The organism is Bacillus sp. ISO11 (assembly GCF_003458115.1).
Taxonomy (GTDB): Bacteria; Bacillota; Bacilli; order Bacillales; family Bacillaceae_G; genus Bacillus_A; species Bacillus_A cereus.
The window spans coordinates 1-25,653 of the sequence record NZ_QXCO01000047.1 but is presented as its reverse complement, the minus strand read 5'-3'; the positions used below and the strand labels follow the sequence as shown (position 1 = coordinate 25,653).

Genomic DNA, 25,653 nt, shown 5'->3' with positions numbered 1-25,653 from the left:
TTGTATGGAGAACAGGAGGGAGTATAATTCAAAAAGAAGTAATGGAAGAATACTAGCAAATGGTGATGTATTTTACCGCTATCACCTGGATCTCAAGTAAAACCTCATCATTTAGATATAGTTTTACGTGCCCTTTTATAATAAATGCTATTTCTTCACCTTTATGTGCCACAGGCTCCATAGATGAAGCGGTTTGAGGTAGCTGATTGATTAAAGCCAATTCCAGTGATCCATCTAAATTAGGAGATAATAACTCATACGAAACATTACCGCTTTCAGGGAAAGTTATTTTTATCTTTGGTTAGCTCTTACAACTAATTCTTCTGTATTGGTATCTTCCAAGAAAAAATTTAATAAAAGAATATTTAATGCTACAGAAATTAACTTTAGTGTTTGTAAGGGTGGATTCGTGATCCATTGCTCAATCTTACTTAACATGGAAGGCGTTGTATCAGCTATTTCAGCTAAATGTTTACTAGTTAATCCTGCACCTTTTCGAAATGCCATAATTTTTTGAACAACATTAATATTGTTCATATAAATAATCTCCATTAAATGAGTGGAGTATATTAAATTTAAATTAATTTTATTTACTTATACTTAATGTAATGTTAATATATATTTAATTAAAATAAATTAATATTAATTTTCAAACTGTCAACTGATGCGAAACCGTGGAAAAAAATCTACTTAGAAGTAAAGGGATTACTGTTATTGAATATACAACAGACTATAGTAAAGCGATAGAAAAAGAAGAATACAAGCTAATAATGTATTCTTGAGTTTTTAAAGGACGTGAAATGAACATGAAACCAGTTTTAAAATATATAATTATTTCCCTTGTTTTTTCAATAGTAGGGGTGTGTTGGGCGCTGTTTGACATCTTTATGTTAGATGCAGACTGGCTATTGATTTGGATAGGTGTATTAATGGCATATCTATCGTTGTATATTGTGATAGGTCTATATAGTAGAAAAACGTACGATTCAAAATTGGCTAAAGTGCTTCTAAAAACAATAATTACAACCTTTAGTTTTGGAGCATTAGGAATATCATTCGGAGTTGTACACGAGATATTAGGACCATTGAGTCTTACTTTAATGACATGGTATTGGTTTATAATGATATTTTTATATTTAATACCCATAATATTATTATCGATTTTAGTATTGGTAAATAGTAAAAATCATAATTTCCCTGGGGTATATAGTATACTTATAATTCTAAATATACTTCTTACGTTATGGCCGTTATTATGGCCATTATTTATTAATTTTATGGGATCTGGTATGAATGCAAGTGCAGGATGGTAGCAGCTCACAGATTATAAAAAGATTAAATGAAAAAGGTTATGAATTTGAAGCTTATAACCGAATAAAAAAAAGGATGAATAAGTTAAATGAATGGAATAAGAAATTAATATAGGGTTTAAATATTGGTAAGAGTGTGTTTAGCTAAATATATAACAACACGCTCTTTTAACTGGCTATTTTTTATTATTTAAATTTTTAAAAATAATATTGATTAAATGAAAAGAGAGTTTTGCTCTCTTTTTTTTGCATTTCAGCAAAACCTTATTAAATGTGAAGTGAAAATTCATTTGGAATTTATATTAGTAACGAAAGATATTTAAGAAGTATCTACTTTCGTGTCTAAAAAGTATCCATTTTCATGTCTCAATAACGGGACATGAAAGTCTAAACTTTTTGAACATAGGACAAGAAACTCTAAACTACTTAGCCAATAATAATACAATAAAAAGAAAGTAAACTTTTACCCAAAAGTTTACTTTCTTTCAATCACTGTGTTTATAACATTTCTTCATATTTCGAATAAATATCCAAAAAGGATACATTCAAAACACTGTTATTTTGGTTGTTATGAACAATTGCTACTTTTACATAAAAAACAGTCGAACAGCTTAAGAATTATATTTATGTGTCCGATTAACTAAAATGATTTATCAAATCAAAAAAGAGAGTGAGGCAGATGAAAATAAAATTCATAGTTGGTAAGTTGAAAGTGTATTTCGAGATTAACAGAGCTACATTTAAATTAATAGACGAGTTAATAATGAGGTCGCGCCAACTAAACGCGAACTTCGTATGCTAAGGAATTTCTAAGTTAAAAACCTGGGTTTTACCGTACGTTAACAAATTTCCATAAACGACATTTAATGTTTGTTATGGGATTTTGTTTTTAGTAATGAGTTTAAGAACTGGTTTTTGGCCGTATTTCTTTCAGATATCATCCTTTATTTATTATATATAGTTTGGAAAAATTACCATTTACACACAATCAGTATTAGTGTATTATTCATCTAGTACACTAATACTGAGGAGGGAAGAAATGGAAATTAATTTTTCTCCTAATATCCCGATTTATATTCAGGTAATGGAATACATAAAAAAGGAAATTGTAACAGGTCGTTTAGCACCGGGTGATAAAATCCCAGCTGTACGTGAACTAGCCAGTGAATTACAAGTGAATCCCAATACGATTCAACGCACATTTCAAGAGCTAGAACAAGAAGGTATTGCTGTGACACGAAGAGGAACAGGGAGATTTGTAACGAGTGAAGGAGAAAAGATTACTGAACTACGCAAAGAAATGGCAACAGAGTTGCTTGATAATTTTATAAATGGAATGGACAATTTAGGATTTACGAAAGAAGAAATTCTTCCAATCCTCCATTCTTCATTAGAAAAGAAAAGAAAAGGAAGGAAAACTAATGACAGAGTTATTAAAAATTGAAAATCTGTGGAAAAGATATAACTTAAAAACAGTGCTTCAAGATTTAAGTGCAACAATTTCTGAAGGGAAAATTATTGGTCTTGTTGGTGATAATGGTAGCGGAAAAACGACATTATTAAAAATGATTGCTGGTTTGCGTTATCCTTCTAAAGGAACTATCACAATTGAAGGTCAGAAGGTAGGAATAGAAACAAAGAAAACTGTTTCATTTATGCCTGATAGTCCTGTTTTTGACGAGTGGATGACGATAAAAGATGCTGTAGTTTTCTATCGGGATTTTTATAGTGACTTTGATTTTCATCAGGCAATGGACTTAATAGTTGAGTTTAAAATGCCATTAGAAGAGCATATAGTTGCTTTATCAAAAGGTGGAGTGGAAAAATTACAACTTATCTTAACTTTCTCCAGGAAAGCAAAGTTATATATATTAGATGAGCCATTGGGTGGAATTGATCTTGTTTCTAGAAAACATGTACTAGATTTAATTCTTAAATTTTACCGAGAAGATTGTACCATTCTCATTTCAACTCATTTAATAGAAGAAATCGAAAATATATTTGATGAAGTAATCTTTTTAAAAGACGGAACTATTATATTACATGAAAACGTAGAGGAAATTCGTTTTCATCACGGGAAAGCAGTACATGAGTTGTTTAGGGAGGTGTTTGAGCAATGAACCCACTTTTTCTCTATTTATATAAGTGCAATAGAAAAAAAATAGCAGTCTTTTATTCTGGTTTTATTATTATTTCTTTACTTCTTTTATTTAGTACGATAGGACTCTCAAGGGTACTACCTCCGTTTATAAAGGATTTAGTATTACTCATATACCTAATAATAATTGGTATAGCTGCATTTTTACTTCTTCTAATAGCGCTGCCTTCTTTCAATAAAATATTAAAAAATTCTATGATTCGTTATACAGCCATCCCAACCCGAAAATATATATATACGAATTTATTATTTTTTACATTAATGTTTATTATTTTATTAGGTATAGGCTTAATTTTTTCATATTATTTTTCACAAAGTCTTTATGATGGAAAAGTAATTGGTTATAATCCGAGTCTTTATGGTGGGGAAGTAACCGGAGAATTTCGACAAGAATATCACAAGTTGTATAGTTACGGAATCTTCCAACACATATTTGCTTTTCTTTTATGGGGAATCGATTTCATGAGTATCCTTATTTCTTGTTATTTTATCATAGCCATTATAAGGCTGTTTCCAGTGAAGTCATGGATGAGTAAAATAATTTTATTCATCATTTTCGTTGCTATCTTTTCAACAATACAAACAATAGTAATGAATGTGTTAAGTAAATTAGAGAAATATGCAGTTACTATTAAAAGTTCTGGGTTCATGGATAAGAATGATTTTTTTGATACATCATTTTACCCTATTGAAGATTTCACTATTTTGGGTCTATGTTTTACTTGCTTGTTAATAATTGTACTCTTAGCGATTACAGGTCGCATTATCAATAAGAAATTAGAGATATAAAAAATCACTTTATAAGTAAAAGATATTTTGGGAGGAAAGCATGAGAACATCTAATCCAATGTTAAAAAAAGACAAATTCCATGAAGAGAAGACAAGCGCTTCTATGATGACAATAGGTGGAACGATAGGAAAAACATTCATTTTGCTTATCTTACTTCTTGCAGCATCTGTCTATTCCTACGTACAGATGACACAAGAGACAATGAAAATACCCGTGTTAATTGGAATTATAATAGTTACTCTAATTGTCGCTTTTGTGGTTATATTCGTTCCGCGCATATCCCCAATTTGCGCACCGATTTACGCAATATTACAAGGGGTTTTATTAGGAAGTATTTCAGCATATTATACAATGCGCTTTGGTGATTCTATCGCTTTAACTGCCGTATTACTAACAATTTCGATTTTATTTTCCATGTTAGTGTTATACGCAACTCGAATAGTAAAAGTAACTAAAAAGTTTCGTGCGGTTGTAACGGTTGCAACACTTGGAATTTTTATTATGTATTTTATTGTTTTCTTATTGAGCATCTTAGGGGTGACTGTTCCATATATTCATCAAGGTGGGACAATTAGTATTATCATAAGTGCAATTGTAATTGTTGTTGCTGCATTAGATTTATTACTAGATTTTGATTCAATTGAACATGGTACTCATAGTGGAGCACCAAAGTATATGGAATGGTACAGCGCAGTAGGACTTATGATGACATTAGTATGGTTATATCTAGAGATCCTTCGTCTGGTTTCTTACATTATGAAAAACAAAGACTAGAAAACATCCTGCATGGTTCAAACATGCAGGATGTTTTTGTATTTCGTAGTATCAATTAGGTCACGTTATGTAGAGAAAGAAAAATTTCATTTAGAGGGTACTTCAAAACTTTAGCTTGATGGATGTGTGGTGCTACCCCTATAAGCTCAATAGGTCATAGTTGGAAAAAAAGTAAGGCTATGGCCTATTTTTACACGTATCTCGGTTGTACCTCTTTAACCGATGAATATTGCAAGTAAGAACGGCTCATTCAATATTTTCTATTCAAATATGATAGAATGAAGATATATCCAAAACGGAGGGAAAACAAATGAACTCAAACACAAAACAGTTTATTTATGATATCCAGCAAAGAAAGAACAATTATATAGAAAATGTATTAATAGCAATACAACACCCTCAAAAAGAGCAATCTGAACAAGTCATTCAAAATATAGTAGAGAAGATGGATATGATGATTAGTTTAGTTACTACTTACATGGCTATTGAATCCGAATCTACAAAAGAATTAAAAGTGCTTCAGGAAGAACTTATTCATGCTCAAGCATATATTCAAAAACAGAAATTTGAAGAAACACAGAGATAAAACCCTGTGTTTTTACTTGGTGGACTATGACATTAATTTTTTTAAAATTTGATTATTGCTTTGGCATAATCCATACAATTTGTTGAATGCGTACAATATATGGCGCCGTATCTTCAATGAGCAAATGATCTGGTTTCACATCCTTTAATTTACCTCTTATATTGCCTCTTACAGTTTCAATAACCACATGTTTACCAATTACTGATTGTAATGTCTGATATACATAGGGATTAGGCACACTTACCATATTTTGTTTACTAAAGTCATTTCCCTCCAAATAACTCATTCTATAAGACTCCTTTCTAACTTGCATTCTTTCTACTAATATATGATATAAATCTTATAAATATACTAGAAGGATAATTCATTATATGGACGGAAATAACATTTTAATAGGGTACGGTTTCTATTTCTACATTGCTAAAAAAAATGATTTATATAAAGTTACTTTTACTAGTTAATAGGAGATGATAAAGGGATATTTTGAATATACATCTAGGTTGTTCGTTTCTGGATATGTATCATTTTAAATACGGCCTTTATTAGAATAGTGCTCATACTTTTTTGAGATTCTTTCGTAATACGTGCGTTAAGTAAAATTGCTAACAATAAAAACACTCCATATTTTCCTCCTGTAGCTCCTATGATAATCACACTACTACAAACAAGTATAATTAATAAGATAAACGAAACTGAATAAATACGGTCATAATTCTTTGACATCTTTTCGTATTTTATGCGTTCTTTCCTTACATTCATCTAAATTCCTCCTTTAAATTATCCATTTCACTATCAAATAAATCTCACCCTTAAAAAGGAAATAATATAACGTTATGTAAATTAGTTTGTTTTTTTATCAACTAATTTATATAACGTAAAAAGAAACCCTACCAATATTAAGCTTTCCATTATGATAATTCCGACCCTCTCCTTCCTTTTAATCCCAACACATCAAATAAAAGTTGCAGCAAACAAAAAGGATCATCCCTTTTCGTAAAGGATCATCCTTTTCTTCATTCAACAATTTTCAGGTATTCTTGATTGATTAAAATAACAGCCGGTCCATCTACAACAATTCCACCAACTTCAATTTTTTCATAAGGCTCAATCTTTATAGAAGTAATCCCTTTCCGCTTCTTTAACTCGTTACTTAATTCTTGCGTTGGCATGCGTTTCATATCTTCACTCCTTCTTATTGTTTCATTTAATCTTATTATGTTAAATAAATTGTAAAAATGGTTTCTAGTTCTAGAAATCCCATCAATTTGTATCGTTGACCATATATTTAGATGTTACCAACTCGCGTATCTCTCTTATGAAAAGAAGATAAACAATTACTATTCACTGTCTCAGTGAATGTAAAAATTCTTAAAGATAGAGATGAGATTGATTGTTTTTTCTTTTAGAAATAATGACTTAGATATATACCTAAAACAATGAAAGCCCTACCTCTCTTTCATCCTTACGGCTCCTTGTCCGTGCCAGTGTGAATCAGGATTGCAAAAATTCAAGTGACTATTTGATCGAGTTATTTAATGAAACTTCGAACGTTCGTAAAAGAAATTTAAAAATAAAAATGGATTAGATTGAAGTAATAACAAAAGAGGTTCCTACTCTAAAAGTGAGTTGAAGAAATTGAATGTCTTTGAAATGAGTTGCTTTTAATACTCATCATATTCCCGAAAGATTTAGAATGTTTTTAGAGGATATAACGCATTATTTATAATGAACCTTAACAGAAACTTTTTATTTGATTTTCAGTGATTCCTTTAATTAATTCTAGTTCACTGACCAAAAATCTATATGCATCATCCAACAATTTTTTTTCGCTTGTATTGAGTGCTTTTTCTTTCTTCATACGCATTAAATCCCGTACAACTTCAGCACCTTCTTGTATTTCACCCGTTTTTATTTTGTCCGTGTTCACTTTATGCCTTTGTTTCCACGGCAGTAATTTACAGGATTCTTCATGGTGAAAAATGTGTATAATGTGCTTTAATGCAAGTATATCAATAACTGGGCGTATATTCGAATTCAATATTTTACCCGTAGGAATCATGACTTGCATATTACTGATCGACATTTTTATGACAAAATACTGTTGTTTTTTTCCTGAGAATTCTTTTTCTTCTATGGCTTCAATTATACCTGCTCCGTGCATTGGATAAACAATGTTATCGCCAATTTGAAACATATAATCCACCTCCATATATGGTAACCTTCTTAACCTTAACATATATGTGTTTTTTTATCAAATATTTTATAATATCATAAAATTATTTTTGCTGTCAATTACTTTTTCTTTAAAAATCAAATCGAATAAAAATAGCACAAAAAACATAGGGAGTGTGTCAGATTTCCCATAAAGGGAAGGGGAATTTCCCCTCGTATATTCTGAAACCTCTACTCATTAACGTAGATCAGTTTTTCCCTTGAAAACGACCAAATCGATCCCTTATTTTTTTCAATCTTGTGTGGTAATCCAAAATCTCAATTCTTGCTTTTTCAGCTAGAGGTGCAATTGGTCGTAGGGCTTTTAACCCCCAATACTCAATCACTACATCAAGTACTTGATCAAAATATTGTAGTGGTCCATAGTTCGCTTCTTTTGCAATTACAGCCATTCTATTTTCAAAATCAGGCATGACGGCACCTGGCATTTTAAAATTCTTAATTACATTGGCAATATGATAGCAATAATTAGGTTCTAATTCCAAATGTGTTCGAATGACGTCTCGATAAAAAGCATAATGAAGAGTCTCATCTTTGGCAAGACGACGTAATAACGTAGCAAGATCTGGATCATGCTTACTTGCAACCTTAGCAACATTATTGTAAAACACCATCGTTGCAAGTTCTTGTAGCGTCGTATACGTCATAGCTTCGATTGGTGTATGAAAATCAGGTTCAAATCCCGCCTCAACGACTGACTTTCTTAATTCATGTATTCGTTTAGGATTCACACTTCGAGTGAGTAGTAAATATGTCTCCAATAGATTCGAATGTTGATCCTCTTCTGATGTCCAAGTATGAATAAAGTCTGTAATAACAGAGAGGGACCCTTTAAAAGTCGCAGATAAATACGTGGTAAACCAAGGTAAATTCACTTCTGTTAATAAAGCTGTTTCAATGGCTGTAATTACACTAGTAGGAAGAGTAACTTGACTTTCATCCCAAGGAACTCTTTTAAAGTCCATTCCCTTATCCCATGGTAAAAACTCATGATAACCCCAGTCTATCTTCTGCGCTCTAATTTTATGTTGTTCATACAGTTCTTTTAAACGTGGTTCTAATCGGAAATCTAAATCATTTGTTAGCATAAAAGTCCCCCCATTTCTTATCACAGATAGTCATTCTATTTTTACTCTTAAAATTTTCTACAAATAAATATTACGTTCCTTTTTTTAAGTCAAACATAATAAATTTGTAACAAAACCTTTTAAGAGCGCTATATTTTTATAGGATTTTTTTATTAAAAGGGGGACCGTTACATCTATTTTCTTTTTTTATAAAATAGATACTGAGGCATACAATATGTTAGTTAGCCTAAATAAAGAAACTAACCTCAGTAAATTCAGAATAACATTCATGGATGAAGGTACTCGTCATGTTATAAATCTTCGTGAGTGTAAAAAGGTGCATGCTTATAAAGAATCATTTTATAATAAAGATAGATAGTGTTTTATACACATTAACAACTTATTTAGATGTAAATCCAATATATTAGATTAAGCACTTGAAAACCAAATAAAGTGGATGAGATAGCCTTAAACGAGAAATCCCAACTAGAACAATGTACATTGGCTATGTATGGTGAGTTAGACCAAATTTTGTTATACAACAAAAAAGGGAAGAGGCGATAAACATGCAGTCAACAGAAGCGCATATGAAGGAAAAACAACGTAGAGAAAAAATAGAAATTATATTTAGTCACAGGGTAAAAGGGGAGAGTTATTTTCACGGCTCTTCCTATCAATGAAAAAACATTGTATATCAAAATTATGATAGAATACAACAAAAAGAGATGGAAGTTGAACAACTCATTTCGAAAATGGAAAAAGCAGGGGTTCGTTTTACGCAGCACCGTTCACTCATATACTATCCCGTCATTGATTTTGTAAAATATATAGCTAAGATTTATAAGGAACCCCTCGAAATACAATAATCATATTTAAAGGAAACATTTATAAATGGTTTATTTTCGAGGCTTTTTTAACTAAAACCTTAAAAAATCATTACTACATTCTTTTTATTTTCAATACTCATCCGTTTTGTTATAATATCAACCATAGCGTATTATATTCGTTTGTATATTTTCATATTTTGGGGATTTTATTACACAAAAAGACAACTCTTAATTGGAGTTGTCTTTTATTTTGTTCGATATACACAATACTATTCTGATACAAAAACATCAAGATTCTTACAACCAAAGAAAAAGTAGGATTTCAAATAAGAGAGATCCTACTCTATTTCCTCATATTCCGTCATTATTTTATGAAACGTGTTTTTCTTTAGCTCTAACATTTGCATAAACATAGTAGCTGTCTTTTCTTCACCTTGACATTTATTACAAAAAATGTTATTATTAAAATGAATTATTTTTGTTCGGTGTAAAGGATTTGTAACTTTTCACCTTTATGATCACTGAGAGCAAGGATAGTATTACATTGTGTGTGTTTACACACTAGGAGGCAATACAAATGGAAAAAGGTAATGTAAAATGGTTTAATGGCGAAAAAGGCTTCGGATTCATCGAACGTGAAGGTGGAGACGATGTATTCGTTCATTTCTCAGCGATTCAAGGCGAAGGTTACAAAACTTTAGAAGAAGGTCAAGCAGTGACTTTTGATTTGGAGCAAGGTCAACGTGGACCTCAAGCTTCAAACGTACGTAAAGCTTCTTAATTTTACAAACCAGGGAAGGCAGGCTCTTTTATAAGAGTCTGCTTTTTTTCCGTGAAACAAAGAACCCCCGACTTGTAAAGGACATGAAAACAGTAAATCAAATGGTAAACCAAGTCTAGCATATACTTACGGAGTATCCTAATTTAATTTTTGAGCTACCAACTTTATAAGCCTTTTTTTTAGCATAAAAGTACCCCCTAAATGAAAATTCTCTTTCTCTACAGTTAGTTATTTTGAGAAGTCAGCTCATTTTTGGTTTTGGGGGTGTTTACACTCCTTAAGTTGATGGGCATGGGGTCCTACCAAAAAAAGCGAAAAACATACGCTAAGTAAATTTAGACATAAAAAAAGCCGATTTTTCCTACGCTAAAGAATCATCAGCCTGTATTTTTTATATCGAATTAGTTTAAGCTTCTGGAATAATTGTAATAGCGATGGTCCGAACTGGATCCTCTATTGTGTTGCCCTTACTTTGGACATGGTAGTATTTAGTCATTAATTCATTAAGTTCATTTTGAAAATTTATAAAGTGTTCCTCATCTAACTTTAATTCCACTACAGAAAAAGAAGCATTATCTTCTTGGCTGTTTTGTTCATCTAATTTCTTAAGATAACTTTGATATTGTATCATAAGTGATAACTGGTAATAGGAAATGTAGTTTAACTTTTCCTTATTAGATAATCCCTTCCATTCACTTCCTTCAATTTTTGCATCTTCTTCATTTATTGCGTAATATTTTTCAGAAACAGATTTCACTTTTTTTTCTTTAATCACATGGACAATACCAGAATCAACCATGGTTTGTAGATGTCTATATAGAGTTGCTTGTGGTACATTTTCAATGATTTTTACCATTTCTAATGGTGTTAACCCATCTTCCTTATTTCTCATAAGTACTTGGCAAATTTTCATTCTTACGGGATGCATTAAAACTTCAACTTTATTACTCACTATATCACCTTATTTATTGTTTATTTTTATTCTTATTATAAATAATGAGAATAATGATTGCAATGTATCAGCTCTTGTTTTATCATTATTAATAATGATAATGAATTTAGGAAGGAATGGTGAAAATGCAACTACATTATGGATTGAATGACCTTAAAGACATTGATATTATGGCTTTTCTCCCCATTGTATTGCCGATTATTGCAGTGGGGGCACTATTAGTTTTCATTGCACTAATTGATTTATACCGACATAGGAAAACAAGAAAAAATGTACTTGTATGGACGCTAATTATTCTTTTTGTTAATGTATTGGGACCTATTCTGTACTTTGTTATAGGGAGAAAGGACAGTGAGAAATTATGAAATTAGAAATTAGAAATGTAACAAAATCATTTAAAGGGAAAATTGCTGTCAATAATTTCTCGATGGAACTGCAATCGGGGGAATGCGTCGGATTAATTGGGCCGAATGGAGCAGGTAAATCCACATTAATAAAAGTGATTTCGGATATTATTAATCCGAATGCTGGTGAAGTTTTGTTGAATGGGATAAAAATATCAAAAATGAAAAGAGAAATTGGTTACCTACCGCAATACCCTAATTTTTTTCATTGGATGACAGCGAGAGAAACCCTTACGTTTATGGGGCAACTTTCGGGATTGAAAAAAGAGGAATTGTCAAAGTCAATTCCAAAAATTTTGGAGAAAGTTGGACTAAGGGGCGAAGAAAACTCAAAGGTTGGTACATTTTCTGGTGGAATGAAACAACGACTTGGTATTGCACAAGCATTATTGCATAAACCTTCGCTAATTGTCATGGATGAACCGGTATCCGCATTAGATCCAATCGGCCGACGGGAAGTATTGAATCTGATTGAAGAAATAAAAAAAGATACAACCATTTTATTATCAACCCATATATTAAGCGATGCAGAAGAAATCTGTGAACGATTTGTCATTATAAAAGATGGAACAAAAATAGAAGATACAACGATTACTGAGCTTTTACAACGTAATAGTGAAAATAAATTAATTATTGAAATCACAGCTAAAGATCAAAAATGGATTGACGTTGTTAAAAAATTACCGTATGTGAAGGACGTAGAAGTGATTGGGCTTAAAGTTAAAGTGAAGGTTGAAAGTATCGAAGTAAACAAAAATTTATTGCTACAAAATGCACTCGAACATAAAGTGGACATCATTAAGTTTGAAGTGAGCAACGATACTTTAGAAGAAATTTTCTTGAAATTGGTGGTGCAAAAATGAATAACTTAATGGTATTGATAAAAAAAGAATGTGTTCAAATGTCACGTGATTTTAAGGTGATTTGGCTACCAGTTGTTTTTATATTTTTAGGGGCAACACAGCCAGTAGTAACTCATTACTTGCCATCAATTCTAGAAGCATTAGGTGGCGGTCAGGGTATTACCATTGATTCGAGTATGGCAGCACAAAAAGGAGGCGAAGTACTAGCGAGTACTTTGGGATCTCAGTTTGATCAGCTTGGAATTATGATTCTGGTAATTTCTATGATGGGTGTCATTCAAACAGATAAAGCAAACGGTATGTTGGCCTTTATTTTAACAAGGCCCGTTACTGTTACTTCATATATAGGTGGGAAAATAGTATCTAATTATTTAATGGTAGCTTTTAGTGTAACAATTGGATACTTTACCTCTTATCTATATGTAAATTATTTTTTTACTGCTGTTCCATTTTTACACATGATTACTGGATTAATATTTTATCTAATTTGGGTTCTTTTTATCGTATCTTTCACAACAATGATAAGTGCTATTTTTTACAGTCAAGGTATTATTGCGTTAATTTCAATTGTTTTCCTTTTAGGTTGTAGATTAATCGTCGGTTTGAGTCCAATAATGAATCAGATTAATCCAGCCAGTATGAGTAAACATGCAATGGAAACGCTAGTTACGGGATTAGTAAATTCAAGCGCAATAAGCAATATGCTACTAACTGTTTTTTTGATTTTATTCACACTCTTCGTAACGAATTATTGGATTATTAATAAAAAGTTTAATTATGAATAAGCAGGGAACAACCGTGATGAAGATATGGGATTTTTGAGTTGGTTTAGTGGCAAGGATCTTACTTCTGTATTTATTGCCTTACTATCAATCTTAATAATTGGGAACCATCTACTTACTCATGAATGTACAGAAACTTATAATTTAAATAAATTAAAGTCGATAGTTCCTTAACGTGGGAATAATCGGCTTTTTTATGTCGAAATTTACTTAGTGTATATTTTCGTTAAAATGATGGCGGGACCCATACCCATCAACTTAAGAAAAATAAACGTCTCCAAAACGATAAAAGTAAACTTCGGTGCTAAAAAAACAAAATTTCCATTTAAGATACCCCCAGAATGAAAACTTTATTTTTTTGCAACTAAAGGACAAATAAAAAAGTTCCTTAACAATTTGTTAAGGAGTGCGGAATAAAGCCGCAATTTGGGTTGCAACCCAATCAGTTTGTAGAAAATAAATTGCGATTATAATAGCAATTGTATTCCCAAAAGCAATGTTTCAAATGGATTTCAACATACAAGCGTGGGATAAACGAAAACAAATCATGTGTGACGTATTAAATATAAATTTTGATGCTGGTGTAGTTCATATTAAAGATCAAAAAACAAATTTGTATTGGGGAAGGAAGTTTGAAGATGTAGAACTACTCCAATATACAGGACAAAAAGATGCGTACGACACGGAAATATTCGATGGAATTTTAACATTTAACTGATTATTTTTACAGATATATATTGAAACTCGAATGTTAAAAAAAGAAACCCCGTTTATTCACGGGGCTTCTAAGGGTAATTGTCAAGTAATGACGTACTCAACTAATTAACAATATCATGAATTTTTTGGTAAAAAAACCGGTAAATATATCCAAATTGATGGGGCATTATTTTAAACAAAAACGCTATTTGGCACAACAAAGCAGCTAGCTGAAGTAGCTAACTGCTTTGTCGTACAATTTTAGAAGTACAACTAGATACAGATATATGTTGTAACAAAAAGTTACAACTATATTATAAACAAATATCAAAATATTATGCATGAAAGAAAACTAAACAAAAATTTCATTTTGTATTAAGTTGGAATATAAAAAGAGCACTTAGTAAAGCGCTCTCGTGACGAGCCTCATTTTATAACGACTATTTTATAAAGAAAGGAACTCAGGATATTATATGTGCGTCAGTTAATTGAGTACCTTGTACAAATAAAGAGCAGCTAGCAAAAGCTAACTGCTCTCCAGAAAAGCATTAAGAAGGAAGTTCAGAACTCAAGTGCATTTATAGTATGGACAAGGTTTAGGAATTTATTCAAGGAGGAATGGATATGAGGAAGGTTAAAGAGTTTACAGGAAAAGTCGGTGCGGAATTTATGAGTTTTCTTCTTGAAGACGATACATTACACAGTGCTTATTATTCGCATGTTGAAGTTGTTATGGATAATGGCAAGAAGAAGATGTTGTGCATTAAGGACGACACTGGATTAAAAGGTATAGCTGAAGGTCAAACAAGGGCAGAGGCAATTACGAAAGCGAAAGTGTTTTTAAAGAGACAGGAAGAAAAACAAAGAGCAGCTAGCAAAGGCTAACTGCTCGGTACTCCAAGGGGGAACAAGGAGAAAGATAACCATGTGTCTACAGTATTGACGGAATATTGAGTTTTATTCAGGGCTGGTTCCAAAAAAGTGATATACCGCCAAAATATAAAATTATTAAAAGGACAATTACTATGAAAGCAATTAAAGAAACTTTCTTCCAGGAATTTTTCATTAGTAGACCCCCTTTATAGAAAATATTAACATCTATCAAAAATTTGAACAAAATAATCCTTTGCGCGACACGTTTCCTTATAAGTGTGTAAACACGAAATAGGAGGGTTATCAATTTGATAACAATAACTGATTGACTGAAAGTAGGAATGAAAGCCGTCAAGTTGAGCTGAAACTACTTATCTGATACTCCTACATGCAAAGCGTGATAGTAGTCGCAAATTGTATGAAGCTAGGTGAAGTCGGCTGAACAAAACCTAAGTGAGAAATCATATGGTAATGGATAGGTCGGGATGCTACAAAATATCTATGGTGAGAATGTCCAAAATAACGGACTGGCAAACTTGCGAATATACGGGTCTAAATTATTAATACATAAGAAATATGTATGTCGTCAATGACGATGTTATCTACCGAAAAGTATTATCTAAGTCTCTAACTAAGAAACTGTATGAATATAATGAACATCAATTAAAAGTAAAGTTTGATAATGGGAAAGAGTTCTTCTTAAGCAGTACAAAAGATTCTAATAAGCATTGGGTATCAAAATATTCAAAGTCCATTATCGACTTATACAAAGCTATCTAAAAAAGCATCCATAACGGGTGCTTTTTTCTTTGTTATATAGAAATTACACATTAAACGTATTTAAATACTGTTTTAGGTATAACATGAATTCAACAAATTAGATAACGGATATTTTTCTATTTAGATTAGATGTTAAATGTACCGTGAAACTCTTGGAAATACAATGTCGGGAAATGATAATGATACTGGTATATTACGGGAGAAGGCGGAATTGTAGGAGTAAAGGGAATGTGCCCAGGTTGCATACCATATTGACCATATGAAGGGTATTGAGGTAAATGTTGCCAAGATGAAGCTGGGGCTACAACAATCCTCATCGTTAAAGGATTCATAATATAATCACTCCTAAAGTAGTATTCATGTAATAGGGTATGCGCTCACTGAATATAGATGTGCACAATCTAGGCCTATAAACATAATAATTAACGAACAGAAAATATGGTTACTAATCTTATGATGTGTCAATTATGGGTGTTTTATTTTACCATGTAGATAGAACAAACATGTGTATAGCAATTATCGTAGGCGCTGCCGTGATCTGGGTGGCGTCTTGTTTGTTGTTAAGGAAAGATAAGGAGGAGAAGAAATGAGTCTTACACTTCATAATGGAGATTTGAACAAGTTAGCAAGAGATATTACAATTCGATAAAAGGTTATAAAGTCGAATTAGTATAAAAGGAGGTGGTGCTATGCCTAAAATCAACATCAGTGATAAACAATTACAAGTAATTAGAGCCCCTTTCAATTACACGCTAGAAGTTAATGAAGGCACATAACGCCACGTTCCGGTAAGACAACTGCCGGGCACTTCAGATATGCTCGTTATTTAACTAATTCAAGAGATGAAAACCATTTAGTCGTTGCGTACAATCAAGAACAGGCGCAACGACTTTTTATTGATGGAGACGGAAGTAGATTAGCTCATATATTCGGAGATTTAGCGGTTATAAAACATAACGAGCTCGGATCTCATTTAGAGATACACACGCCGCGAGGCATAAAGAGACTTTTTTATAAAGACGGCGGCAAAAGTAACAGTGTCGGCGCTATAACGGGTATGTCACTCGGTAGTGTAGTCTTTTGTGAAATCAACTTATTAAACATGGGTATGATCCAAGAGTGCTTCCGTCGTACATTCGCTGCTCAGGACCGTTATCATTTAGCAGACTAAACTCTCCTGCTCCTAACCATCCTGTTATATCGGAAGTATTCGACGTTCAAAACACACGTTGGACTCATTGGACTCCTAATGATAATCCGATATTATCAGAACAACGTAAGCAGGAAATACATGAGGTTTTCCCTAAGAATCCGTATCTATTGGAACGAGATTGGTATGGTAAACGAGTAATGCCTCAAGGTGTTATCTACAGCATGTTTGATATGGATAAAAACATCCAACATGTTGTTTTGGGTGATTGATACGAAATGTTCTTTACTGCTGACGGTGGGCAAAGTGATGCTACAAGCTGCAGCTGCTACATTGTATCGAGATTTCAGAATAAATTCAGATTGTTCCGTGTGGCTAACTACTATTAGATACTAAATCTCCATCATCTACGATACGAGCATGCACTGGTGTAGCTCCCATTTTAGGTAAAGCACCCATCCCCATAAAATGTGTACTAGCATATCGACCATTTAGTAGTCCAATCATGCCTAAAAGGTTAGCACCTACGCATACTGTATATAAAGTAATATTAGGGTTGTGTGCTGCTTGGTGTAGTATAGTTTTCAACTCTGTCTCAGAAGCTTTTTTAACCTATTTACAACTGAATTTGGTCCATCATCGTAGGATTCGCCAGCACTACCTGGAATTAAAATTACACCTTCAGCGGTTGGATCGAGTATGCCTGTGGCTTCGATTCTTACGCCATTTACTCCACTTTTAACTAATCTTTTCCCTTCGACAGTTACTAACTCCACTATTACTTCTTCTGGAGAAAGAGCTGCTGCAACGTGAAAGACATCATAAGGAGCAAGTGCATCCATTAAATCAAACCCATCAAATAAAACAACTTGAAATTTCATATTTTATACACATCCTATAATTATTTCAGACCGAACAGTTCGGTCTGATGAAAGTGCTATATACAGATTAATGAACAATCCTCCAGTTACAAGGAATATGATAATAGGTATGTATATATAACAGTCAATATTTGATTATAAAACCTGGATTTTAATATCATAAAAATTCTGTAATATACGGAGGAAAAGTAAATAAAAAGAGAGAGTTCGGAATTTAAAAATCTGAATTTATAGATGTAATTATCCGTAATGTATGGGTCTTATGAGTAGCATCATTATATACATTTTGAATTTCCTTTCAGTGTTATAAATGGGGGGGGAGTGTTATATATGGTTCCAATGTAACATACAAGTATCTAAATGGATTTTGTCTTAATACAACACTGTCTATTTAATTATCGCTAAACTTTTCTATTAGTTATACCAACCAACATATGTATAAAATCTTGATTTTTCAGTTTAAATTATTTAACATCTAACCCTTAATCTTATTACTATCAAAAAATAACTTGTAGTCTAGCTACAAGTTGTTTTTTGATAAGGTTATATGTTTTTAAATGAGGCAGTCCTATTGTTATATTTATAAGATTGAATAGATTTTTTGAACTACTAATCATTTGGCACCATACTGTAATTAAAAGAATGGTGAATTGTCATGAGTTGTCTTCGATGAAATAACCGAATGGAATATATGACATAAAACTTTAACACCCTCTTTTAATTCTTGTTCACTCATATAAGAAAAACTTAATCTCATATGATGAGTTTCTAATTCTACAGGATAACAAGCTGAACCAGGCAAAAATGTCACTTTTTTCTTTTGTGCTTCTAAAAGAATAGAATTTGTATCTACCCACTCAGGAAGACTAATCCAAAGATTTAATCCTCCTTCAGGAGTGTACCATGAAACTTCAGAAGGAGCATACTTTGATAATAAATCTAAAACTAGATCTCTTCGTAATTTCAAAGCAGTTCGTAACTTTTTTATATGCTCCATTGATTTCTCTGATTTAATAAACGGTAAAATCATCTTCTGAGTGAGTAAAGGACTACCCAAATCTGCGTTTGCTTTTGCTGCTAACAATCGATTAAATATGGAACCAGAAGCAACTAAAACCCCAATTCTGCAACCAGGTGCAAATGTTTTACTTAAACCTTTTAAATAAATAACATGCCCGGAATCATCTAAGCTTTTTATAGGAATCGGTGGTTTTTTATTATAGTAAATTTCATTCCATGGATCATCTTCTATAATTATGCTATTGCTACTTTGGGCTATATCAAGAATCTGTCTACGCCTTTTGGCAGTTGTGATAACACCTGTTGGATTATGAAAAGTAGGGACTGTATATATAACCTTTGGTTTATATTTATCGCATAAACTCTGCAGAATATCTATCCTCATGCCATCTTTATCAATTGGAACGGTAAGGACTGTAGCACCTCTCCCACGAAAAACATCGATTGCTCCTGGATAAGTAGGAGCCTCCATAATAACCACATCATCAGGCCCGATAAATGTTCGAGCAATTAGACCGATTCCTTGCTGAGAGCCATTTGTAACTAATATATTATCTGGATCCGTAGTAATATCAGTTCTTTTTAAATATGCAGCCATTGCATGTCTTAGTTCAAGATCTCCTTGAACTTCTGCATACTGGGATAAGATCCTTGGATTATGAACAAATATTTTTTGAACTTCTTGTTCTAAAAAGCGGTTAGGAAATAACCTGGGATCAATCATTGAAGATGATAATTGAATCATTTCTGGAACTTGATGAAAACGAGAAAATTGAGATCTAGGTAAGTAATCCTGAATTGAGAGCTGCCAATTATAAGGTGAAACTTTTGGTTGTCGATTAACAACTTCTTTTCTTTCGGGATTAACAAAAGACCCTTTCCCTTGAATAGAAGTAACGAAGCCATCTTCCTCGAGTTTCTTATATGCTTTTGCTACTGTTACTAGACTCACCTTCAATTGTTTTGTAAGTGTGCGTATAGAAGGTAATTGTGTTCCTTCTTGTAGAAAACCAGAACGTATATGATCCACAATAGATAGATATATTTGGCTGGAAAGTGAAATTTCACTATTGCGTTGAATTTCAAAATGCATATTAAATCTCCTTTCAGTGTTATAGAAGGCGGTTGCGTGTTATATAGGGTTTCGATATAACATACAAGTAGTTCAAGGGATTTTTAAAATAAAATTTAAAATGCGAAAGGAGGTAATAGCTCTATTAATAAGTATTAGGTTAAACGTCTTTACTTAAAATGATACCCATATGTGATGATAATTTAATTATCTCGCACAAAAGCGATTTATATTTATAACCCATTAAGTAATGTGAATTAAACGAGACTTATAGTATAGAGGCAATATACGTGATTTTTAAGATTCATGCAAATATTTAATTTTGATCAAATAATTTTTTAGGTAGTCAGAGATTGCAATATTATCACGCTTAAAAGGGGAGATATTATGTTTAAACACGATACTATTGTACGTTTTAGTGAATGTGATTCTTTAGGACATGTAAACAACTCAAATTATTTTACGTATTTTGAAGAAGCAAGAAATGACCTCTTTAAAATTTTTAACCCGAGTCTAAAAATAGAATCTTGGAATTTAATTGTTGCTTCAACTCAATGTGACTTTATTCGTGAGGGGGTTTATGGTCAAAAATTAGTTGTTTCTACATGGATTAGCAAAATTGGTAATGCAAGTTTTCAAGTTGAACATGTTATACAAGATGAAAATCAAAATTGGATTGCAAGAGGAAAAGTTATTTTAGTTCATTTTAATTTTCAATCACAAAAATCAATTCCTTTATCTCAAGAAATAAGGAACGTACTTTCGGAACATACTGAGGCACCTAAAGGTGTTCCGATGTTGAGATAAAAACATCATAATCATTTGATCTTAATACACAATGGGACACTATGGAGGTATATGTAATGAAATATTATGTAGTAGACGCATTTGCAGAAAACATATTTGAAGGAAACCCTGCAGCAATTTGTATCATGGAAGATTGGATTTCAGATGAGATGATGCAAAAAATTGCGATAGAAAATAATCTGTCTGAAACAGCTTATACTGTAAAAGAAGGGGAGTGCTATCAACTAAGATGGTTTACTCCTGGAGGAGAAATTGATCTATGTGGCCATGCAACTTTAGCAGCAGCATACGTTATTGCAAATTATTATGAAAAAGGTATTGAGGAAATTATATTTCTAACAAAGAGCGGAAAACTTGTTGTATCCAAGAACGGTAATCTTTATGAGATGGATTTCCCAAGCAGAATGCCTGAAAAGATTACATTAACAGATGAGATGGTTAAAGCCATTGGAATAAACCCTATTGAAAGCTACTTAGGTAGAGATTTGATCTTCATATTAGAAAATGAAGAGGATGTTCAAAATCTAACTCCTGATTTTGCGAAAATGAAGGAGCTAACAGAAGGATTAGCCGTATCAGTTACTGCCAGAAGTGCTAAATATGATTTTGTTTCCAGAGTTTTTTTTCCAAAACTAAATGTAAATGAAGATCCAGTTTGCGGTTCAGCGCATTGTAGTTTCATCCCATTTTGGGCACAACGTCTTGGTAAAGATGAAATGGTAGCAAGGCAGCTGTCTGACCGAGGCGGAACATTATATTGTAAACATGAGGGAGACAGAGTAAAGATTGCGGGAACAGCAGTTGTATATGCCATTGGTGAGATTCAAATTTAATAAAAAGGAGGCTAGAACATGAAAATAGAACAAAGAATGGAAGAACTAGGTATTATATTAACTAATACTTCGCCTGCTAAAGCATTATACGTACCTGTCAAACAATTAGGGAATTCCCTTTTTGTTTCAGGACAAGCTCCATTTATAGATGCTACACCTGCTTATACAGGAAAAGTCGGTGGAGAAAGAACCTTAGAAGAAGCACAAGAAGCAGCAAGAATTTGTATTATTAATACACTGGCAGCAGTCAAAGAGTATATTGGTGATTTAGACCGTATTGTAAATGTAGTGAAACTACAAGCCTTTGTGAATTGTGAAATTGAATTCAATCAACAACATATTGTTATTAATGCTGCTTCAAAATTATTACATGATATCTTTGGAGTGGAAGGTCAACATGCCCGAACGGCAATTGGAGTGAATCAGCTACCCATGAATATCACAGTGGAAATTGATTCTATCTTCGAAATTCAGGGCCAATAAGCTAATTATAAATGAAATTTCCCCTTAAAAATAATAATTAATACTAAAATCACATGCTAGTGTTAGACATATTCAGCAAGTATTAAAATTTAACTTTCAATTATAATACTTGCATTACATGGAGAAGAATATATGAATAAAAAGAACGATTTCAATGATAATCAAACCAAATGTAAAGATCTTAAACTTTCCAATAATGATCAGTGGCAATATGAATCATTTTATAGATACCAACCTGTATTTTCATGTAAAGCTTTATTGAAATTTTTCACTAGAAGAGCAAAGTAATAGTATATTAACTCACATCATAAAGTCAGAATTTTCTTCATTCAAACTCCAGGAAAGGAATGCAACTTGTGAAATGCAGATTAAAGCAATTACTATAGAGGAAATTTATCAGGAGATATTAGATGGAAAAAGAAATAGATTCCCGCCAAACACTTGGAAATTAGATGAAAATAATGAAATGGCTAAAGAGTAACAAGATATTTAGTAACAAACATTTTAAATTGGAACGAAGAAGAAATCAAACAGAATTGGAATAACGCATTAATTGCAAAGTATCGTTTACGTGGCGTATTGAAACATAAATATGAAAATAGTCCGTATGCAATGATTAATGATTTATATCCAAACAGATATGTAAAACATTTATTTAGAGGATATATAAATAAATCTTAATATATTTATAAAGCTCACATTAACATGATACCCCAAAAGGGAAAGGAAGGTCCGTAAAATGTCATTAGAAAAAGTTATTTCCTATTTTAAACAATATGGTATGGAAGATAGAATTATAGAGGTAACGGAATCTAGTGCAACAGTTGAATTAGCAGCAAAAGCGTTACAATGTGAACCTCAAAGAATCGCAAAGACTTTATCTTTTCAAATAGAAGATCGTGTTTTAGTAATAGTAACTGCAGGTGATGCTAAAATTGATAATCGTAAATACAAGGAACAGTTTGGTGTTAAAGCTAAGATGGTCGATGCAAACAAAGTGGAAGAGTTAATTGGACATGCAATAGGTGGTGTTTGCCCGTTTGCTGTAAATAAAGATGTAGAAGTGTATTTGGATGTATCACTACAAAGATTTATAACTGTTTTTCCTGCTTGTGGAAGTGGAAATAGTGCTATTGAATTAACAATAGAAGAACTAGAACGATACTCAAAATATTTAAAGTGGATTGATGCCTGTAAGGGATATACAAACTAAGAAGCAATCTTAGGAGAACAATCCATATATGTACGTCTGTACGCTATTTTTATAGAACTATAAATTACAGTGGGATTGAATAAGAATGAGAAATAGATTTTTTATAATAATGTTATCTATGCTATTTAGTATTGGATTGGCTGGCTGCGAGCAATGGAATCGTTATAGTCCGTTTGCAAGTGCGATAGATGTATATGGTGTAGTGAAAGAAGAAGCTAAAAGAGACACTAAGGCCCCTAAAGATGTAATTCATTATTCATATGATTTAATTGGATATGATGAGAGTTTAAATAAAATAGACTTAGGTTTTGGGTCAGATAACAAATTCCCTATTGGCACATATATTAAAGCTGCGAAAAGGGGAAGTGATACAAGAATGCATGATATTTCAGTTATTAAAAAAGAAGAGATTCCAGAAAATATATTAAAGAAATTAAATAAGAAGTAATAACCTCGATAAAAAACTACACCCTATATAGGGTGTAGTTTTTTAAGTATAAATTAAAATGTCTTGAACAATCAGCAAAAGAGATTAGTTCAATTATTAATATTAATTCAGAAATGAAACAAGTTTTAAAACGTTTATACGTATAGTACTTTTAATCCGCAAAATGAAATTTTTTTTGGTTTAGCATGTAAATCTAAAAAAGCTTTAGTTTAGAGACTTTCTTGTCCCAATCAAGTTCTAAAAACAAAAGTTTAGATTTTCTTGTCTAAATAGTTTAGAGTTTCATGTCTTTGTACAGTACAATAATAGAAGGGGAGATGAACTGACCATCATCCAAGAGTTCGTTAAATTCTGATATAACGAACTCTTGGATACTGAAATTCTATTCCTATTATAGCGGTAGCTTATTTGATTTTTAGGTTTATAATTCATAGCCAGTTTAAGTTAAGTGACTATTTAGAGTAATCTATAAAGAATTAATCGCTTTTATATAATTATATACAAATAAATTATACATTTTTGGGTATGGATCCCTTTAATTCACAAAAATAGGAAATGTACATTTTAATTTTATGATATTTTCCCTTTGTTGTATTCATTGCGAGTGACTAATATTTTAAAAGCGTAGAAAGATCTTATTTCTACGCTTCTTTTAATAAGTAGTAGATTTAGTGTTTTTTTAAATTTGTTATATAAGATTTTACAGCTTGCAATAAGAATTCTTCCTGTCTCATACCAGCTTCCGCTGCCATTTGAACTACTTTTTGCTTAAATTCATGATCTGCATGAAAAGTTAATGGCTCTACATTACTTTTAAAGTAAATACCTTCTACATGTGGAAGAATCGTGCCAGATTTCATATGAGAATGTAAGTACTTAATCTCTTCTTGAAACTGCAATGGATCTACTTGTAATACGAAAGGTTTAATTTCTAATTTGATAGTATCTGCTGAAATACTCAATCTCATATTTGTGATACCTAGCTCCTTATAAAATAAGTTTATTAGATTATAAGTAATGGAATTAAATAATTGAGGTTTTTTAAAGGAAAAAGATAAATACCCTCGTTTTGTAATTACCGCTTTTTTAATGAATGGTTTAAAGGTGTAATCATGTTGTTTATAAGTGGATAGAGGGAAAATATCCTCGTCTTCTGTAAGAATCTTACCGTCTGCTCCATTGATCTCTATTACCCTAGCTGTTTTTCCGTTATGTTGATGTGTTAATAATTGATATAAGTATATATCTTCATTTTGAATTTTCGTAATGAATGTTTTTCGCTCTTTTGTTTTGGTTTTTTCATAATCAAGCATAAAAATCTCTAGTTCTTCCTCATCGATAAGATATACTTGTTTTCCTCTTTTTTCTACCATTGTGGCGGGTAATTTTCCAGATTTGATGTATGTAAAGATAGTAGATGGTGCAACATTAAGAATTTCAGCTACTTCTTTTGTGCTAAGGCCTTTAACCTTATTTTCATTTTGTAAACGTTCAATATCCTCTAAATAGAAAATCTTACTACCGAATTGCTTCCAGTTATCTTTATATACACATTCTATTAATCCATCTTTTTCTTTTTTTAAAATTGTTTGTACCGTTACTCCTAATAAGTCAGCTGCCTCTTTGGTCGTTACAGTAGGTTTTGTAATGAACAATAAATCTTGTGTCATAAAAGGACACCTCCATAACTATCGTTTGTTAATATTTTAGGTATGTATATATCATATCAGAATCTGATTTATATTTAAAATAAGAAATAGATTTTATTAAATATAGTATGCATTGTTATCGTTTAGAAATATTTTTCATTCAATCTATATGTTAATGAATTATTATAGTTGTTTTTATTATAAAATCACTATGGATTTTAA

At 31.9% G+C, this 25,653-nt stretch carries 28 protein-coding genes and 6 pseudogenes; 21 read left to right on the top strand and 13 right to left on the bottom strand.

What is annotated here, in order from left to right; genetic code table 11:
• Nucleotides 1-68: 68 nt before the first annotated feature.
• Nucleotides 69-537 (bottom strand): annotated as a pseudogene (locus tag D1166_RS32010) (helix-turn-helix domain-containing protein); the annotation flags it as partial.
• Between the two features lie 269 nt (nt 538-806).
• Between D1166_RS32010 and D1166_RS28585 the strand changes: the two are divergent.
• From D1166_RS28585 to D1166_RS28560, 6 genes are all read left to right on the top strand, one after another.
• The gene (locus tag D1166_RS28585) at nt 807-1,313 is read left to right on the top strand and encodes a DUF3902 family protein (protein ID WP_061663971.1); all 507 of its coding nucleotides are present in this window, start codon (nt 807-809) and stop codon (nt 1,311-1,313) included.
• A 1,036-nt stretch (nt 1,314-2,349) separates the two neighbouring features.
• A complete protein-coding gene (locus tag D1166_RS28580; RefSeq protein WP_097842686.1) occupies nt 2,350-2,754 on the top strand; it encodes a GntR family transcriptional regulator in 405 nt (134 codons plus the stop codon).
• On the top strand, nt 2,732-3,430 hold the full coding sequence (locus D1166_RS28575) for an ABC transporter ATP-binding protein (protein ID WP_118043511.1): 699 nt from the start codon (nt 2,732-2,734) through the stop codon (nt 3,428-3,430). The genes D1166_RS28580 and D1166_RS28575 overlap by 23 nt, the downstream gene beginning before the upstream one ends.
• Nucleotides 3,427-4,257 carry an ABC transporter permease gene (locus tag D1166_RS28570; protein WP_097856574.1) on the top strand — a complete coding sequence of 277 codons (831 nt, stop codon included), beginning with the start codon at nt 3,427-3,429 and terminating at the stop codon, nt 4,255-4,257. The genes D1166_RS28575 and D1166_RS28570 overlap by 4 nt, the downstream gene beginning before the upstream one ends.
• Nucleotides 4,258-4,297: 40 nt before the next feature.
• Complete coding sequence (locus D1166_RS28565) at nt 4,298-5,032, top strand: Bax inhibitor-1/YccA family protein (RefSeq protein ID WP_065845905.1); 735 nt, start codon at nt 4,298-4,300, stop codon at nt 5,030-5,032.
• A gap of 310 nt (nt 5,033-5,342) precedes the next feature.
• Nucleotides 5,343-5,618 carry a hypothetical protein gene (locus D1166_RS28560; protein WP_097842683.1) on the top strand — a complete coding sequence of 92 codons (276 nt, stop codon included), beginning with the start codon at nt 5,343-5,345 and terminating at the stop codon, nt 5,616-5,618.
• Between the two features lie 52 nt (nt 5,619-5,670).
• On the opposite strand, the gene D1166_RS28555 is transcribed toward D1166_RS28560, so the two are convergent.
• The 5 genes and pseudogenes from D1166_RS28555 to D1166_RS28535 all read right to left on the bottom strand — a co-directional run bounded on the left by D1166_RS28555 (nt 5,671) and on the right by D1166_RS28535 (nt 8,938).
• The gene (locus D1166_RS28555; protein WP_000120817.1) at nt 5,671-5,904 is read right to left on the bottom strand and encodes a YuzF family protein; all 234 of its coding nucleotides are present in this window, start codon (nt 5,902-5,904) and stop codon (nt 5,671-5,673) included.
• A 240-nt stretch (nt 5,905-6,144) separates the two neighbouring features.
• Nucleotides 6,145-6,377, bottom strand: a pseudogene (locus D1166_RS28550) (hypothetical protein).
• A 254-nt stretch (nt 6,378-6,631) separates the two neighbouring features.
• Entirely contained in the window at nt 6,632-6,796 is a 165-nt protein-coding gene (locus tag D1166_RS28545) for a BC1881 family protein (protein ID WP_000827566.1), read from the bottom strand.
• Nucleotides 6,797-7,350: 554 nt separating this feature from the next.
• Nucleotides 7,351-7,812: a CarD family transcriptional regulator gene (locus D1166_RS28540; protein WP_000486305.1), complete on the bottom strand. Its 462-nt coding sequence runs from the start codon at nt 7,810-7,812 to the stop codon at nt 7,351-7,353.
• Between the two features lie 226 nt (nt 7,813-8,038).
• Nucleotides 8,039-8,938: an acyl-ACP desaturase gene (locus D1166_RS28535; RefSeq protein WP_097842682.1), complete on the bottom strand. Its 900-nt coding sequence runs from the start codon at nt 8,936-8,938 to the stop codon at nt 8,039-8,041.
• Between the two features lie 545 nt (nt 8,939-9,483).
• On the opposite strand from D1166_RS28535, the pseudogene D1166_RS28530 reads away from it, so the two are divergent.
• Nucleotides 9,484-9,783 (top strand): annotated as a pseudogene (locus D1166_RS28530) (hypothetical protein).
• A 299-nt stretch (nt 9,784-10,082) separates the two neighbouring features.
• Here the strand turns inward: D1166_RS28530 and D1166_RS32005 are convergent.
• Nucleotides 10,083-10,172, bottom strand: a pseudogene (locus D1166_RS32005) (integrase); the annotation flags it as partial.
• 149 nt (nt 10,173-10,321) lie between these two features.
• On the opposite strand from D1166_RS32005, the gene D1166_RS28525 reads away from it, so the two are divergent.
• A complete protein-coding gene (locus D1166_RS28525) occupies nt 10,322-10,525 on the top strand; it encodes a cold-shock protein (protein WP_000410775.1) in 204 nt (67 codons plus the stop codon).
• Between the two features lie 406 nt (nt 10,526-10,931).
• On the opposite strand, the gene D1166_RS28520 is transcribed toward D1166_RS28525, so the two are convergent.
• Nucleotides 10,932-11,477, bottom strand: coding sequence for a transcriptional regulator (locus D1166_RS28520; protein WP_097842681.1), 546 nt, complete (start codon nt 11,475-11,477; stop codon nt 10,932-10,934).
• Between the two features lie 125 nt (nt 11,478-11,602).
• On the opposite strand from D1166_RS28520, the gene D1166_RS28515 reads away from it, so the two are divergent.
• The 6 genes from D1166_RS28515 to D1166_RS31640 all read left to right on the top strand — a co-directional run bounded on the left by D1166_RS28515 (nt 11,603) and on the right by D1166_RS31640 (nt 15,875).
• Nucleotides 11,603-11,842 carry a PLD nuclease N-terminal domain-containing protein gene (locus D1166_RS28515; protein ID WP_001175966.1) on the top strand — a complete coding sequence of 80 codons (240 nt, stop codon included), beginning with the start codon at nt 11,603-11,605 and terminating at the stop codon, nt 11,840-11,842.
• The gene (locus tag D1166_RS28510) at nt 11,839-12,744 is read left to right on the top strand and encodes an ABC transporter ATP-binding protein (protein ID WP_087948238.1); all 906 of its coding nucleotides are present in this window, start codon (nt 11,839-11,841) and stop codon (nt 12,742-12,744) included. The genes D1166_RS28515 and D1166_RS28510 overlap by 4 nt, the downstream gene beginning before the upstream one ends.
• Nucleotides 12,741-13,529: an ABC transporter permease gene (locus tag D1166_RS28505; RefSeq protein ID WP_001061468.1), complete on the top strand. Its 789-nt coding sequence runs from the start codon at nt 12,741-12,743 to the stop codon at nt 13,527-13,529. The genes D1166_RS28510 and D1166_RS28505 overlap by 4 nt, the downstream gene beginning before the upstream one ends.
• A gap of 502 nt (nt 13,530-14,031) precedes the next feature.
• Nucleotides 14,032-14,244, top strand: coding sequence for a YopX family protein (locus D1166_RS28500; protein ID WP_237657543.1), 213 nt, complete (start codon nt 14,032-14,034; stop codon nt 14,242-14,244).
• 596 nt (nt 14,245-14,840) lie between these two features.
• On the top strand, nt 14,841-15,107 hold the full coding sequence (locus D1166_RS28495; protein WP_047387371.1) for a hypothetical protein: 267 nt from the start codon (nt 14,841-14,843) through the stop codon (nt 15,105-15,107).
• 564 nt (nt 15,108-15,671) lie between these two features.
• Nucleotides 15,672-15,875 carry a hypothetical protein gene (locus D1166_RS31640; protein WP_080009072.1) on the top strand — a complete coding sequence of 68 codons (204 nt, stop codon included), beginning with the start codon at nt 15,672-15,674 and terminating at the stop codon, nt 15,873-15,875.
• Between the two features lie 125 nt (nt 15,876-16,000).
• Here the strand turns inward: D1166_RS31640 and D1166_RS28480 are convergent, their stop codons facing one another.
• The gene (locus tag D1166_RS28480; RefSeq protein ID WP_001068972.1) at nt 16,001-16,207 is read right to left on the bottom strand and encodes a hypothetical protein; all 207 of its coding nucleotides are present in this window, start codon (nt 16,205-16,207) and stop codon (nt 16,001-16,003) included.
• 357 nt (nt 16,208-16,564) lie between these two features.
• Here D1166_RS28480 and D1166_RS32445 point away from each other — a divergent pair.
• Nucleotides 16,565-17,411: pseudogene (locus D1166_RS32445) on the top strand (PBSX family phage terminase large subunit); the annotation flags it as partial.
• On the opposite strand, the gene D1166_RS32000 reads toward D1166_RS32445, so the two are convergent.
• The 3 genes from D1166_RS32000 to pdxR all read right to left on the bottom strand — a co-directional run bounded on the left by D1166_RS32000 (nt 17,401) and on the right by pdxR (nt 20,019).
• Nucleotides 17,401-17,613, bottom strand: a complete 213-nt coding sequence (locus D1166_RS32000; RefSeq protein ID WP_227414894.1) for a type 1 glutamine amidotransferase family protein — start codon at nt 17,611-17,613, stop codon at nt 17,401-17,403. The pseudogene D1166_RS32445 and the gene D1166_RS32000 overlap by 11 nt on opposite strands.
• Nucleotides 17,610-17,906, bottom strand: a complete 297-nt coding sequence (locus D1166_RS31995; protein ID WP_002000240.1) for a type 1 glutamine amidotransferase family protein — start codon at nt 17,904-17,906, stop codon at nt 17,610-17,612. Before D1166_RS31995 ends, D1166_RS32000 begins: the two co-directional genes overlap by 4 nt.
• Before the next feature lie 634 nt (nt 17,907-18,540).
• Nucleotides 18,541-20,019 (bottom strand): MocR-like pyridoxine biosynthesis transcription factor PdxR, encoded by a 1,479-nt coding sequence (pdxR, locus tag D1166_RS28465; RefSeq protein WP_097856577.1) that lies wholly within the window; start codon nt 20,017-20,019, stop codon nt 18,541-18,543.
• Between the two features lie 366 nt (nt 20,020-20,385).
• Here pdxR and D1166_RS28460 point away from each other — a divergent pair, with 366 nt between their 5' ends.
• The 6 genes and pseudogenes from D1166_RS28460 (at nt 20,386) to D1166_RS28435 (ending at nt 23,782) form a co-directional block, all read left to right on the top strand.
• On the top strand, nt 20,386-20,805 hold the full coding sequence (locus D1166_RS28460) for an acyl-CoA thioesterase (protein WP_097862012.1): 420 nt from the start codon (nt 20,386-20,388) through the stop codon (nt 20,803-20,805).
• Between the two features lie 56 nt (nt 20,806-20,861).
• Nucleotides 20,862-21,638, top strand: a complete 777-nt coding sequence (locus tag D1166_RS28455; protein WP_000878690.1) for a PhzF family phenazine biosynthesis protein — start codon at nt 20,862-20,864, stop codon at nt 21,636-21,638.
• Nucleotides 21,639-21,656: 18 nt separating this feature from the next.
• Nucleotides 21,657-22,121 (top strand): RidA family protein, encoded by a 465-nt coding sequence (locus tag D1166_RS28450; RefSeq protein ID WP_097856579.1) that lies wholly within the window; start codon nt 21,657-21,659, stop codon nt 22,119-22,121.
• Between the two features lie 361 nt (nt 22,122-22,482).
• A pseudogene (locus tag D1166_RS28445) lies at nt 22,483-22,781 on the top strand (DUF4046 domain-containing protein); the annotation flags it as partial.
• A 79-nt stretch (nt 22,782-22,860) separates the two neighbouring features.
• Complete coding sequence (locus D1166_RS28440) at nt 22,861-23,334, top strand: YbaK/EbsC family protein (RefSeq protein ID WP_065845743.1); 474 nt, start codon at nt 22,861-22,863, stop codon at nt 23,332-23,334.
• Between the two features lie 118 nt (nt 23,335-23,452).
• The gene (locus tag D1166_RS28435) at nt 23,453-23,782 is read left to right on the top strand and encodes a YxeA family protein (protein WP_255261036.1); all 330 of its coding nucleotides are present in this window, start codon (nt 23,453-23,455) and stop codon (nt 23,780-23,782) included.
• A gap of 668 nt (nt 23,783-24,450) precedes the next feature.
• Here the strand turns inward: D1166_RS28435 and D1166_RS28430 are convergent.
• Nucleotides 24,451-25,452 carry a helix-turn-helix domain-containing protein gene (locus D1166_RS28430; protein ID WP_000189828.1) on the bottom strand — a complete coding sequence of 334 codons (1,002 nt, stop codon included), beginning with the start codon at nt 25,450-25,452 and terminating at the stop codon, nt 24,451-24,453.
• Between the last annotated feature and the right edge of the window lie 201 nt (nt 25,453-25,653).

Excerpts from the sequence above, each read along its gene's own strand:
- D1166_RS28585 (WP_061663971.1), top strand. The coding sequence starts at position 807 with ATGAAACCAGTTTTAAAATATATAATTATTTCCCTTGTTTTTTCAATA.
- D1166_RS28580 (WP_097842686.1), top strand. The coding sequence starts at position 2,350 with ATGGAAATTAATTTTTCTCCTAATATCCCGATTTATATTCAGGTAATG.
- D1166_RS28575 (WP_118043511.1), top strand. The coding sequence starts at position 2,732 with ATGACAGAGTTATTAAAAATTGAAAATCTGTGGAAAAGATATAACTTA.
- D1166_RS28570 (WP_097856574.1), top strand. The coding sequence starts at position 3,427 with ATGAACCCACTTTTTCTCTATTTATATAAGTGCAATAGAAAAAAAATA.
- D1166_RS28565 (WP_065845905.1), top strand. The coding sequence starts at position 4,298 with ATGAGAACATCTAATCCAATGTTAAAAAAAGACAAATTCCATGAAGAG.
- D1166_RS28560 (WP_097842683.1), top strand. The coding sequence starts at position 5,343 with ATGAACTCAAACACAAAACAGTTTATTTATGATATCCAGCAAAGAAAG.
- D1166_RS28555 (WP_000120817.1), bottom strand. The coding sequence starts at position 5,904 with ATGAGTTATTTGGAGGGAAATGACTTTAGTAAACAAAATATGGTAAGT.
- D1166_RS28545 (WP_000827566.1), bottom strand. The coding sequence starts at position 6,796 with ATGAAACGCATGCCAACGCAAGAATTAAGTAACGAGTTAAAGAAGCGG.
- D1166_RS28540 (WP_000486305.1), bottom strand. The coding sequence starts at position 7,812 with ATGTTTCAAATTGGCGATAACATTGTTTATCCAATGCACGGAGCAGGT.
- D1166_RS28535 (WP_097842682.1), bottom strand. The coding sequence starts at position 8,938 with ATGCTAACAAATGATTTAGATTTCCGATTAGAACCACGTTTAAAAGAA.
- D1166_RS28525 (WP_000410775.1), top strand. The coding sequence starts at position 10,322 with ATGGAAAAAGGTAATGTAAAATGGTTTAATGGCGAAAAAGGCTTCGGA.
- D1166_RS28515 (WP_001175966.1), top strand. The coding sequence starts at position 11,603 with ATGCAACTACATTATGGATTGAATGACCTTAAAGACATTGATATTATG.
- D1166_RS28510 (WP_087948238.1), top strand. The coding sequence starts at position 11,839 with ATGAAATTAGAAATTAGAAATGTAACAAAATCATTTAAAGGGAAAATT.
- D1166_RS28505 (WP_001061468.1), top strand. The coding sequence starts at position 12,741 with ATGAATAACTTAATGGTATTGATAAAAAAAGAATGTGTTCAAATGTCA.
- D1166_RS28500 (WP_237657543.1), top strand. The coding sequence starts at position 14,032 with ATGGATTTCAACATACAAGCGTGGGATAAACGAAAACAAATCATGTGT.
- D1166_RS28495 (WP_047387371.1), top strand. The coding sequence starts at position 14,841 with ATGGATATGAGGAAGGTTAAAGAGTTTACAGGAAAAGTCGGTGCGGAA.
- D1166_RS31640 (WP_080009072.1), top strand. The coding sequence starts at position 15,672 with ATGTATGTCGTCAATGACGATGTTATCTACCGAAAAGTATTATCTAAG.
- D1166_RS28480 (WP_001068972.1), bottom strand. The coding sequence starts at position 16,207 with ATGAATCCTTTAACGATGAGGATTGTTGTAGCCCCAGCTTCATCTTGG.
- D1166_RS31995 (WP_002000240.1), bottom strand. The coding sequence starts at position 17,906 with ATGAAATTTCAAGTTGTTTTATTTGATGGGTTTGATTTAATGGATGCA.
- pdxR (WP_097856577.1), bottom strand. The coding sequence starts at position 20,019 with ATGCATTTTGAAATTCAACGCAATAGTGAAATTTCACTTTCCAGCCAA.
- D1166_RS28460 (WP_097862012.1), top strand. The coding sequence starts at position 20,386 with ATGTTTAAACACGATACTATTGTACGTTTTAGTGAATGTGATTCTTTA.
- D1166_RS28455 (WP_000878690.1), top strand. The coding sequence starts at position 20,862 with ATGAAATATTATGTAGTAGACGCATTTGCAGAAAACATATTTGAAGGA.
- D1166_RS28450 (WP_097856579.1), top strand. The coding sequence starts at position 21,657 with ATGAAAATAGAACAAAGAATGGAAGAACTAGGTATTATATTAACTAAT.
- D1166_RS28440 (WP_065845743.1), top strand. The coding sequence starts at position 22,861 with ATGTCATTAGAAAAAGTTATTTCCTATTTTAAACAATATGGTATGGAA.
- D1166_RS28435 (WP_255261036.1), top strand. The coding sequence starts at position 23,453 with ATGCTATTTAGTATTGGATTGGCTGGCTGCGAGCAATGGAATCGTTAT.
- D1166_RS28430 (WP_000189828.1), bottom strand. The coding sequence starts at position 25,452 with ATGACACAAGATTTATTGTTCATTACAAAACCTACTGTAACGACCAAA.